Consider the following 10,895-nt stretch of genomic DNA (forward strand, 5'->3'; position numbering starts at 1 on the left):
AGGTTGGTGACGTAGCCCTTCAAACCCGCGAGCTGGCGGGCGCGTTTCGACCAGGGCCCAGTCGACCTCGGTTCCGCTGTTGCGATGCGCACGAAGCGGTCCTTCTTCAACGGCCGGGTGCCGGCGGCGACCTTCTCGCGCGGTCGACCATGGCGTTGATCGCCCGGTCGTCGTGTTTGTGCCGGGCGAACCGGTACTGGTAGACGGTCCGGCGCGAGCGTTTCGCCTTACCCGTCCCTATGTCGCGGCGTGACTCGAGGATCTGGCCATCGTCGAAGGCGTTGCCGTGGCGTTCGAAGTGCATGGCCAGGTCGTAGGGCGCCTTGCTGATCCTCGACCCAACGATGAACGAGAACTCGTTGTCCTCCAACGCGTTTAGGTTGCTCGCGACAACATCCCGGCGTCCGCGACGACGACCATGTCCCTGACCTGGTGCCGCTTACGGAACTCGTCGAGCACCGGAGCAGGGTGGTGGTCTCGGCCTTGTTCCCTTCGAAGCAGCGGACCTCGAGTGGAAACCCGGACGGGTCCACGAGCAGCCCGACCTGGATCTGCGGGTCGACCCGGCGTTCCTTGCTCATCCCGACCTTGCGCAGCTTGTCCTCGTTCTCGACCTCGAAGTGCAGCGTGGTCACGTCGTAGAGCACCAGCGACACCGGACCCGACCGGCGCGAGGCCGCAGCACAGGCGGCGGCGAGGGCGGCTCGGTAGTCCTTGTCCACGCAGCGGCGCAACGCCGCGGTGAAGGTGTTGCGGTGCGGCGCGGCCACGCCGAGCTCGTCGAGGACCCTACTGCGGCGGACTTGCTGGTGGGCTCGACGATTCGCGCGAGCACGAGTGCCCGGAACGCCTCGTCTGCGAGCTGGTCGAAGCCGAGGCGACGGTAGGCCTCGATCAGGACGTTCCACAGGACCTCGCTCGACGACTCGGTCACGATCGCCCCACCTGCACCCCCAGCGGCCGGGGTGTCCAGGTCCAGCGCCTGTTGGCTTGCATGGATGCGGTCTCGTGCTGAGGCGATCAGGACTGCGAGCTCGGCGTCATCGTGCGCGGAGCCGACGTGGGCGACGATCCGGCGGACGCCGTGGCGCTTCTCCACGACCTGCACCGCTGTCGCCCCGGAGGCCGTCTTCACCTTCCGAACGAACGGCACTACCCGAGACTACCGATTAGTGCCCCAGATCCCGATCAAGCAGCCAGCTGACCAGCACCGACGGCTCACGACCCCTGACTACCTGTGCAACTCGGGTCGGACGCCGAGCAATGGCTTGAGACCTGTGGATGACCTGGAGGGCCGTACCCTCCCGGTGATCTTGAGGCTCTGAAGCAAGGCCGGCGGGTCAACGCCGGCCGGAAGGGTACGACCCGTGCTCACCGTAGTTCCTGGAGCTGCTGACACCGATGAACCCCGCCGGGGCGGCGGCTCGCTGATCGACGACCTGGTCCGCGAAGGCGCCCGCCGGATGCTGGCCGAGGCGTTGCAGGCCGAGGTCGATGACTACATCGCCCGCCACGCTGAGGAGCGCGACGAGCACGGCCGGCGGCTCGTGGTCCGCAACGGCACCCACCAGCCCCGCGAGGTCCTCACCTCGGCCGGCGCGGTCGAGGTTGTCGCCCCGCGGGTCGACGACCGCCGCATCGATCCCGAGACCGGGCACCGCTGCAGGTTCTCCTCGGCGATCCTGCCGCGATGGTGCCGCCGCACTCCGAAGATCACCGAGGTGTTACCGCTGCTGTATCTGCACGGACTCTCGACCGGGGACTTCGTGCCCGCGCTCGGGCAGTTCCTCGGCTCCACCGCGGGCCTGTCGGCGTCGATGGTCACCAGACTGACCGAGACCTGGAAGACCGAACAGCAGACCTTCTCCCGCCGAGACCTGTCCGGTGTGGACTACGTCTACCTGTGGGCCGACGGGATCCACGTCAACATCCGCCTCGAGGAACACAAGCTGTGCCTACTCGTGCTCATCGGAGTCCGCGCGGACGGCGGCAAGGAACTCGTCGCCCTGACCGATGGCTACCGCGAGTCGAGCGAGTCCTGGGCCGATCTGCTGCGCGACTGCGCGCGGCGCGGCATGCGAGCACCCGTGCTCGCGGTCGCTGACGGCGCGCTCGGGTTCTGGGGCGCGCTGCGCGAGGTGTTCCCGCAGACCCGCGAGCAGCGCTGCTGGGTCCACAAGACCGCCAATGTCCTTGCCGCGCTGCCGAAGTCAGCGCATCCGGGGGCGAAGAAGGCGCTGACCGAGATCTGGAACGCCGAGGACAAGCGCAGAGCCCTCGACCGCAGAGCCCTCGACGCCGTGGCCCGCTTCGAGGCCGCCTACCGGGCGAAGTTCGGCAAGGCCGTCACGAAGATCGGTGACGACCTCGACGAACTGCTCGCCTTCTACGACTTCCCCGCCGAACACTGGCAACACCTACGCACCACGAACCCGATCGAGTCCACGTTCGCGACGGTCCGCCACCGCACCCGGGTCACCCGCGGGCCCGGGTCACGCGCGGCCGGACTGGCGATGGCGTTCAAGCTCATCGAGGCCGCCCAGAACCGATGGCGCGCCGTGAACGGACCGCACCTGGTCGCCCTCGTCCGAGCCGGAGCCCGATTCGACGCCGGCCGCCTCGTCGAACGACCCGATGCCCACACCCACACCGAAGCCGCCTAAAAGATCTTCATCCACAGGTCTTGACGATTGCTCGCGGACGCCCACCGCGAGCTGCTCCCGCCCGTCGCGGGCGCGGCGCCGCTCACGGTGGCGGGCAAGACAAGGGCCACTGCACCCACAACCCGACGGCAGGTCGGGCGTTGAACCCCGTGACCGGCATCTGCAGAACCGGGAGCCCCTGTCGATGCCGGGCACCATCGGGTCATCGGGTACCGCGGCCACGCGCCGCGGGCCCGATGCCCGGTGGTGTAGTCCCCGCCCGCACGACCGATGAGATCGCCGGGGCCGCCGGTCATAGGTGGTGAGCGCCCCGGAACCGCCGGGGCCGTGCTCGCGGAGGCACCATGACCACCCCCTCCCCCCACCCGCCGCCTGCCGGTCGCCGCGCACCGCGCACTGTGGGTGCTCCAGATCCTGCTCGGACTGTTCTTCGTCCTGGCCTCTGCCCTGCCGAAGTTCTGGGGGGACCCGTTCGCCGTCGCGATCTTCGACGGGATCGGCCTCGGCCAGTGGCTGCGCTACGTCGTCGCCTTCCTCGAGCTGGCCGGCGGGATCGGGCTGTGCATCCCGCGCCTCGCCGCCCCGGCCGCCGCCGGGCTCGTCCTGCTGATGATCGGTGCGGCGCTCACCCAGGCCTTCGTCCTGCACGGCGGGGTACTCGTCGTCACGCCCCTCGTCCTCGGCGCCCTGGCTGCCGTGATCGCGGTCACGCGACGGAACGAGACGCTCGCCACGCATCGCTGACCTGCGTTTACGCTCAGCGATCGTCGGGCATGCCCAACGGGAGAAGACCGTTCCGGATACCCCGGTTCGCCCAGTCAGTCCCGTACAGGGGAGGAACCCGCCATGGCCGACCGCCACGTCAAGCCGGTCGACGACGGCTGGACCGTCGAGAAGGAAGACGCCCGACGCCCGAGTGCCCGTACCAGCACCCAGGCCGAGGCCATCACCCGGGCGGTGGAGATCATCGCCAACGACGGCGGCGGCCTCCTCGTCGTCCACGGTACCGACGGCTCGGTGCGCGAGCGCCGCTCCATCGAGCCCGACGCCGACGCCGGCACCGCCACGAAGGCGAAGCCGCCGCGGGCCGCCACCGCCACCGCGGTCAAGGACACCGCGTCGAAGGCCGCCGACACGACCGGGAAGGCCGCCGACTCGATCGGCTCCGACACCCGGACGACCGCCAAGAAGGTCGCCGGCGAGACCGGTGACGGCGTTTCGAAGGCCGCCGACGCCGTCAAGGAGGGCGCCGACACGGTGGCCGCCGAGGCGCGCAAGGTCAACACGAACGGCAAGGCCCCGAAGAACGCCGGCAAGGCCGCGGCCCGGGCGGCCAAGGCCACCGGTGAGCAGCTCGCCGGCACCGCCGAGCGGACCGGCAAGCAGGTCGCCGGCGAGGCCCGGGCGTCCGCGGAGCGATCCGCCGAGACCGTCAAGGCCGTCGCCGACCAGGGCGCCGAGTCCGCGGTGCGCACCGCGGACCGGGCCGCGCGGGTGAGCGCTCGCGTCGAGGACGACCTCGACGACCAGGGGGCCCGCCTGGCCCGCAGGCTGTACGAGAACGGCGAGCGTGCCGCCTCGCAGCTCGACGACTTCGCCCTGCGCGTCTACAAGCCGCTCAACCCGATCCGGTTCACCAGCCGCGTCGCCGCCGGGGCGGTCGCCACCGCGTTCGGCGTGACCGGTGCGGTCACCGCGCGCGCGCAGGCAAGCTGTTCCAGCGCGGGACCCACAAGGCCACCGGCCGCTGAGTCCCCGCAGTACCACGACGGTGCCCCCGCCGACCTCGTCGGCGGGGGCATCGTCGTGTGTGGGTCAGGACGTCGGGCGCAGCACGTAGTCGCCGGTGTCGTCGCCCACTCCATCTCGATGAGATCCCGGGCGCGGGCCGCCTTCGCGAAGGACAGGAAGCTGCCGAAGCCGTAGCGCTTCTCGGAGAAGTCCGGCACCCGCTTCCGGAGCTGGTTCTTCAGCCCGGACAGCTGCGGCGGGTCCCCGGCCGCGGCGATCTCCCGCACCACGTCGACGAGCAGCGCGAACGCGTCGTGGTCGGCGTCCGGGTCGTCGGGCAGCGCCACCTCGGGGTCGCCCTGCGCCGCACCGGTGGTCAGCGTGACCGCGCCGCGGTCCTGCAGGTGGCGCAGCAGCTCGCCGAAGCCGCGGAACCCGTGGTCGGACTCGTCGAAGGTCGGGTCCTTGCGCAGGATCGCGCGCTTGAGCCGGGACGCCAGGACCGGACCGTCGGCCTGGCGGGTCAGCCCGCCGAGGGTGCTGACGACGAGGCCCGCGAGGTCGCGCTCCTCGGCCCCGGTGGTGGCAGTGTCGTCGCTGCCGTCGGAGAAGGTGACGTCGAACGGGTCCGGCGGGACGACCGGGGCCGGTTCCGGCTCCGGGGTCGCGACCGGGGCAGGTGTCGAGACCGGTCCCGCGGCCGGAGCCGGTGCGGGGCGGGGGCTCCCCCGGCGACGACGCGGCGGCGCGGGCGCCTGGGTCGGCTCGACACCGGGGAGCCGGTCGTAGAACAGGAACTCGTCGCAGGCGGGCGGCAGCAGCGCCGAGGTCGAGGACTGCACGCCGATCCCGATGACGCGCTTGTCCAGCTCACGCAGCTTGTGCATGAGCGGGGTGAAGTCGGAGTCGCCGGTGCCGATGGCGAAGGTGGTGATGAACCCCCGCTCGTAGGCGAGCTCTATCGCGTCGACGGCGAGCTTGATGTCCGCCGCGTTCTTGCGGGAGCCGCCGATCCGCTGCGGGATCTCGATGAGCTCGACCTGGGCGCGGGCCATCAGGCGGCGGTCCTCGTCGAAGGAGGACCAGTCGGCGTAGGCGCGGCGGACGACGACCCGCCCGCGCTCGGCGAGCGCGTCGGCCACCGGGCCGAAGTCGAACGGCACGACCCCGAGCCCGTCGCGGGCGCCGATCGCGAGGTTCTCGTAGTCGAGCAGCAGTGCGATGCGTTCGTCCTCGTGGGCCACCGCGGAATCCTAATGCGCTGGCCCGTGCGGCCGCCCGCAGGGCACGCTGCACCGATGCGCGCGGAGGACGTCGAGGACGCGGTGGCGGTCCTGGTCCGGGCCCTGGAGCCGGTGCCCGACGACGGCTGGTCCGCCCCGGCCGGGCCGCTGGAGTGGTCGTGCCGGGACACCGCGGTGCACGTCGCGGACGACCTGTTCGGCTACGCGGCCCAGGTGGCGCTCGCCCCCTCCGACCGCTACCCGCCGTTCGAGATCGTGGTGCCCGAGGGCGTCGGCACCGCCGGGCTGCTGCAGGTCGTCGCGACGGGCGGGGCGATGCTCGCCGCGGCCGTCCGGACCGCGCCGCCGGGGGTGCGCGGCTGGCACCCGTTCGGCGACGCGGACGCGGCCGGGTTCGCGGCGATGGGCGTCGTCGAGGTCCTGGTGCACACCCACGACATCACCCGCACGACCGCCCCGGGTGGACGCTGCCCCCGGAGCCGTGCCGGGACGTGCTCGCCCGGCTGTGGCCCGGCGTCGACGCGGGCGACGACCCGGCCGGGGCGCTGCTCCACCACACCGGCCGGGCGTCGTGGCGCGGTGTGCCCGCCCCCGTCCGGTGGCGCTGGCACGGCGCGCCGCGCTGAGGGCGGTCGGTTCCCGCCCGGCCCCTCACCGCTGCTCTGCGCACCGGCCGGTCCCTCACCGGCTGCCCGGCGGTCGTCGACGCCACGTCCGCGGCGACCGGACCGGCATCACCCGTCGGGACGGTGAACTCAGCGGATCCTCACCGGGTTCTCACCCGGGCCTCACGGCGGCACGGGATGATCTCGCGGGCACGACACGAGGAGAACCGTCCATGGACGCCGGCACCACCGGGATCGACGCGGTCCCGATCACCACGTGGCAGTTCGTGACGGGGTTCGTCCTCGCCGGCGTGGTGGTCCTCGTGCTGGTCGTCCTGGGGGTGCGGCGGGCCGGGCAGTCCCGGCACCGGTCGCTGCGGATCCTCGCCCGGCTGGGCGCGACGGGCGTCGTCGCGGTGGTGCTGCTGGCGAACACCCTGGTCGGGGTGAACGCCGCGCTGGACTACCTCCGGACCGTCGGTGACGTGGCCGGGACCGGACCGGCCGAGGGGATCGGGGTCGCGCAGCTGCTGCTGAGCCGGAAGGTCCCGGCGACCGGTCAGGTCGTGGAGGTCCCCATCCCGGGGACGGCGTCGCACTTCGCGGCCCGGCCGCGGTCGTGTGGGTGCCGCCCGCCTGGTACCAGCGACCCCGGCCACAGCTGCCGGTGATCGTGCTGCTGCACGGGACCCCCGGACGTCCGGTGGACTGGGTGGACTCCGGGGGCGCCGCCGACGTCGCCGATGCCTGGGCCGCCCAGCACCACGGGGTCGCGCCGATCCTGGTGATGCCCGACGTCAACGGCACCTACACCGCGGACTCCGAGTGCGTCGACACCCCGACCGCGAAGGTCGAGACCTACCTGACCCGCGACGTGCCGCGGGTGGTGAGCAGGCTGTTCGGGACCCGGCCACCGGGACCGGCGTGGGCGGTCGCGGGACTGTCCGAGGGCGGCAGCTGCGCGGTGATGCTGGCGCTGCGCCACCCCACGGTCTTCGCCACCTTCGGCGACTACGCCGGGCTGCTCGGCCCGCGGGTCGGGGACTCCAACGGCGGGGTCCCGGACACCGTCGCCGAGCTGTTCGGCGGGTCGCAGGCCGCGTTCGCCGCGCACGACCCGGCGACGCTGCTGGCCGCGAACCGCGCCCCCGGGATCGCCGGCTGGTTCGAGGCGGGCGACGCCGACACCGACCCGGCCGCCGCCGCACGCACCCTGTCGGCGGTGGCGACCCGGGCAGGTGTGGAGAACCGGCTGGTGATCGTGCCCGGGGGTGGGCACGACTTCGACCTGTTCTCCCAGGCGCTGGCGGACTCCTACCCCTGGCTCGTGGGACGGGTGTCGGTCCCCGCGCCCTGACCCGGGGTCACGGGGCGCCGAAGCCGGCCGCCCCGAGGACCTGACGGCCCTCGTCGCCGTTCACGAACTGCACCCACTTCTGCGCCAGCTCGGCGTTCCTCGTGTTCTTCAGGACGACGATCGGGTACTCGTTGACCGCCTGCGACGCCTGCGGGATGTCGACGCCCTGCGCCTGCCCGCCGGACGCGGTGACGTCGGTCCGGTAGACGAGCCCGGCGGCGGCGTTGCCGGTGGTGACCTTCTGCAGCACCGACTTGACGTCCTGCTCCTCGGAGACCGGCCTGATGTCCACGCCGGCGGCCTGCTCGACCTTCTCCGTCGCCGAGCCGCACGGCACCTGCGGGGCGCAGACCACCGTCCGCAGGTCCGGCTTCGTCAGGTCCTGCAGCGACGCGATCCGCTTCGGGTTCTGCGGCGCGACCGCGATCTGCAGGGTGTTGGTGGCGAAGACCTCGGGCTGCCCCTGGGCGTTGCCCGCGTCGGTCACCTTGGTCATGTTGTTCTGGTCGGCCGAGGCGAACACGTCTGCCGGGGCGCCCTGGTTGATCTGCTGGGCCAGGGCCGAGGACCCGGCGAAGTTGAACACCACGTCGGTGCCGGGGTTGGCGGCCTCGAACTTCTTCTCCAGGTCACCGAAGGTGCCGGTCAGCGACGCCGCGGCGAACACCGTCAGCGTGCCGCCCTGCGCCTGCCCGCTCGGCTGGGCGGCGGTCCCGCCGCCCCCGTCTCCCCCGCCGCAGCCCGCCACTGCGAACAGCGCCGTCACCGCCAGCGCGGCCCCGGCCACTCGTCCTCGGATCCTCACGAACACCCTCCCGGATCGACACCTCGCGCCGTTCGTAGATCACGAACTGCGGCTCGGCGGGCATCTTATGCACGCAATCGCCCACTGCACACCACCGATCGGCACGCAGGGCCGGTTCTCCGCGCCGTGGCTCGGTCGTCGACTCTCAGTGATCGCTCAGCGTTCTCTGTGGTTGCTCTGCGCAACGACCGGAAGGCTCCACCGCGGCGGCGGATCATGCCGCCACGACGCAGGAGGACGACGGCGCATGGTGCTGGAGACGCTGGTCCCGCCGGGGCCGTGGCCCCGGGTACGACGGCGGAGGGGGCGACCGGCGGGCGGGACGGGGCCACCCCGGATCCGGGTGTGCGGCGATGAGCGCGGTCGAGACCACCGTCGAGATCGCTCCGGCGTCGGGGCCCTCGCGGCGACGCCGGCGTCGGCGCCGGGTGGGCGCGGTCCTGGCGGTGCTCGTGGTGCTGGCTCGGCGGCGCGGGGGCCGGGATCGGCGCGGTGACCCTGGCCGCGCCCCCCGGGACCGGGCCGGTCGAGGCGCCCGCCGAGTGGGCCCGCGACCACGGGCTGAACTGGCTGGTGACCGGCCTGGAGAGCTCCAGTACGCCGCGGACGCGCCGTCCGAGGGCGGTACCCCGGCCGGTGGGATCCCGCGGGCTCCGGGTGCGCTGCCCGACCCGGCGACGACACCGCCGCTCGCCCCGGTCGCGGCCGGTGCGCCGCTGCCCGGGGAGGGCGTGTGGCAGACCGTGGTCGCCGACCACGGACGGCCCGCGGTGCAGGTGACCACCCTGCGGGTCGAGACGACACCCACACCTCCTACCTCGCCGGGGTGCTGCGGATGGATCCCGCGCTGGTGCGGGGCAACCCTGCATCCGGGCGTCGGCGAGCCGGCCGGCACTGGCGTGCGTCGACGTCGCTGGCCGGACGGGCCGGTGACGGGGTGGCGGTGGCGTTCAACGGCGGGTTCAAGCTGTCCGACCCCAGTCACAACGGCTACTACGCCGAGGGCCGTACGGTCGCGCCGCTGCTGCCCGGCAAGGCCAGCCTGGTCCTGCACACCGACGGCCGGGCCGACGTCGGGGCTGGGGCACCGAGGTCGGGATGGGGCCGGACGTCGCGAGCGTGCGGCAGAACCTGCTCCCGCTCGTCGACGACGGCGCGGTGAACCCCACGTGCGCCACGGGCGGCACCGCGGAGTGGGGCAGCACGATCGGACAGAACGCGTTCGTCCACCGTTCCGGGTTCGGCGTGACCGCCGACGGCACCGAGGTCTACGTCGCCGGACCGGCACTGTCGGTGTGCACGCTGGGCAGGCTGCTCGCCGACGCGGGAGTGGTCCGCGGCATGGAGCTGGACATCAACCCGGCCTGGGTCAGCGGGACCTACTTCCACGACCGGCCCGGGCACGCCCCGCAGGGGTTCCCGCTGTTCCCGGCCGAGCAGTGCCGCCGACCCACTACCTCACGCCGACGATGCGCGACTGGTTCGCCTGGTACCTGCGGTCGTGACCGGCCGGCGGGTCCCGCCGGGGACGGGTCAGTCCTCGGGCGGGGCCTCACCCAGCTCGTCGCGTCCGCACCGGCGGCGGCGATCTCCTCCTTGACCACCCCGTAGGCGACCCCGGAGCCGTAGCCCTTGCGCGCGAGCATGCCGACCAGCTTGCGGGCGCTGGATTGCCGCTCTCGCGGGCTCCCGACGGGCAGGCTCCGCAACCGCCGCACGACGAGCTCACGGGCCCGGTCACGTTCGGAGGCGTCGTCGATGCCGGTGAGTGCCTCGTCGGCGATCTCGCGGTCGACGCCCTTGCGGTGCAGCTCCATCGCGATCGCCCGCTTGCCGGGCCGCGGTGACGGTGCCGGGACCGGACCCACTGTTCGGCGAAGGCCTGGTCGTCGACGAGGCCGACCTCGTCGAACCGCTCGAGGACGCGGTGGCGCGAACCTCGTCGGGGATCTCCTTGCGACGCAGCGCGTCGCCGAGTTTTCCTTGACCGTGCGGCGCGTTCGGTGAGCAGGCGCAGGCAGATGTCGCGAGCGCGGCTCTCCTGCTCCTGCGGTGTCTCGACGCGCGGGGTGCGCTCCTCGCTCCGGCGGCTCCCCCGGCCACGCCCTCACCACGACGACGGCCACGGGAGGTGGCGCCCGTCTCCCCGGCGCCCGTCGCTTCGGGGCCCGGCCCGGCAGGACCGGCGCTCCGGGACAGGTCGGCCGCGGTGTCCGGAGTGGGCGTGGCCGCCGCGGTACCCGCACCGGTCGTAGCCGCTGCGGTGGTCGGGCGCCGTCGGGGGCCCGCACGGTCGCGGCGGACTCCGCCGCGGTGTGTGCCTCGTCCCGACAGCTCCTCGAACGAGACCACGCGGGGCGCACCGGATCCGTCGCCACCACCGTCCGTGCCGCTGCCCGGAAGCAGGGCCGGGGGCGGGGTCGTCGAAGGTCAGCCGCGGACCGGGCGGGGCTTCGCCAGCCCGTCCGTCGCAGCGTCGGCCGCCGGATC

Annotated in this window: 11 protein-coding genes and 1 pseudogene; 8 read left to right on the forward strand and 4 right to left on the reverse strand. The window is 73.1% G+C overall.

Annotated elements, in window-relative coordinates; all coding sequences use genetic code 11:
* Positions 1-106: 106 nt before the first annotated feature.
* Complete coding sequence (locus tag KPL57_RS56690; protein ID WP_226358446.1) at positions 107-370, reverse strand: hypothetical protein; 264 nt, start codon at positions 368-370, stop codon at positions 107-109.
* A 261-nt stretch (positions 371-631) separates the two neighbouring features.
* On the reverse strand, positions 632-1,153 hold the full coding sequence (locus tag KPL57_RS56695) for a hypothetical protein (protein ID WP_226358447.1): 522 nt from the start codon (positions 1,151-1,153) through the stop codon (positions 632-634).
* Positions 1,154-1,367: 214 nt separating this feature from the next.
* Here KPL57_RS56695 and KPL57_RS56700 point away from each other — a divergent pair, with 214 nt between their 5' ends.
* The 3 genes from KPL57_RS56700 (at position 1,368) to KPL57_RS68380 (ending at position 4,589) form a co-directional block, all read left to right on the forward strand.
* Positions 1,368-2,663 carry an IS256 family transposase gene (locus KPL57_RS56700; RefSeq protein ID WP_226351176.1) on the forward strand — a complete coding sequence of 432 codons (1,296 nt, stop codon included), beginning with the start codon at positions 1,368-1,370 and terminating at the stop codon, positions 2,661-2,663.
* Between the two features lie 402 nt (positions 2,664-3,065).
* Complete coding sequence (locus KPL57_RS56705) at positions 3,066-3,407, forward strand: DoxX family protein (protein ID WP_226358448.1); 342 nt, start codon at positions 3,066-3,068, stop codon at positions 3,405-3,407.
* A gap of 102 nt (positions 3,408-3,509) precedes the next feature.
* Positions 3,510-4,589, forward strand: a complete 1,080-nt coding sequence (locus KPL57_RS68380) for a DUF2188 domain-containing protein (protein ID WP_264199853.1) — start codon at positions 3,510-3,512, stop codon at positions 4,587-4,589.
* A gap of 8 nt (positions 4,590-4,597) precedes the next feature.
* Here KPL57_RS68380 and KPL57_RS56715 read toward each other — a convergent pair.
* Positions 4,598-5,638: pseudogene (locus tag KPL57_RS56715) on the reverse strand (NYN domain-containing protein); the annotation flags it as partial.
* Between the two features lie 54 nt (positions 5,639-5,692).
* Between KPL57_RS56715 and KPL57_RS56720 the strand changes: the two are divergent.
* The 3 genes from KPL57_RS56720 to KPL57_RS56730 all read left to right on the forward strand — a co-directional run bounded on the left by KPL57_RS56720 (position 5,693) and on the right by KPL57_RS56730 (position 7,600).
* On the forward strand, positions 5,693-6,391 hold the full coding sequence (locus KPL57_RS56720) for a maleylpyruvate isomerase N-terminal domain-containing protein (RefSeq protein ID WP_226358450.1): 699 nt from the start codon (positions 5,693-5,695) through the stop codon (positions 6,389-6,391).
* Positions 6,392-6,476: 85 nt separating this feature from the next.
* Positions 6,477-6,914: a hypothetical protein gene (locus tag KPL57_RS56725; RefSeq protein WP_226358451.1), complete on the forward strand. Its 438-nt coding sequence runs from the start codon at positions 6,477-6,479 to the stop codon at positions 6,912-6,914.
* The gene (locus KPL57_RS56730; protein ID WP_308253164.1) at positions 6,911-7,600 is read left to right on the forward strand and encodes an alpha/beta hydrolase-fold protein; all 690 of its coding nucleotides are present in this window, start codon (positions 6,911-6,913) and stop codon (positions 7,598-7,600) included. Before KPL57_RS56725 ends, KPL57_RS56730 begins: the two co-directional genes overlap by 4 nt.
* 7 nt (positions 7,601-7,607) lie before the next feature.
* Here KPL57_RS56730 and modA read toward each other — a convergent pair whose 3' ends face one another.
* Complete coding sequence (modA, locus tag KPL57_RS56735; protein WP_226358453.1) at positions 7,608-8,405, reverse strand: molybdate ABC transporter substrate-binding protein; 798 nt, start codon at positions 8,403-8,405, stop codon at positions 7,608-7,610.
* 733 nt (positions 8,406-9,138) lie between these two features.
* On the opposite strand from modA, the gene KPL57_RS56740 reads away from it, so the two are divergent.
* Positions 9,139-9,567: a hypothetical protein gene (locus KPL57_RS56740; RefSeq protein WP_226358454.1), complete on the forward strand. Its 429-nt coding sequence runs from the start codon at positions 9,139-9,141 to the stop codon at positions 9,565-9,567.
* Complete coding sequence (locus tag KPL57_RS56745) at positions 9,525-10,016, forward strand: hypothetical protein (RefSeq protein ID WP_226358455.1); 492 nt, start codon at positions 9,525-9,527, stop codon at positions 10,014-10,016. Before KPL57_RS56740 ends, KPL57_RS56745 begins: the two co-directional genes overlap by 43 nt.
* The last annotated feature ends 879 nt before the right edge of the window (positions 10,017-10,895 follow it).

The sequence above is a fragment of the Pseudonocardia sp. ICBG601 genome (assembly GCF_020496245.1).

Coding starts and splice junctions, on each gene's coding strand:
- KPL57_RS56720 (WP_226358450.1), top strand. CDS start 5,693: ATGCGCGCGGAGGACGTCGAGGACGCGGTGGCGGTCCTGGTCCGGGCC.
- KPL57_RS56725 (WP_226358451.1), top strand. CDS start 6,477: ATGGACGCCGGCACCACCGGGATCGACGCGGTCCCGATCACCACGTGG.
- KPL57_RS68380 (WP_264199853.1), top strand. CDS start 3,510: ATGGCCGACCGCCACGTCAAGCCGGTCGACGACGGCTGGACCGTCGAG.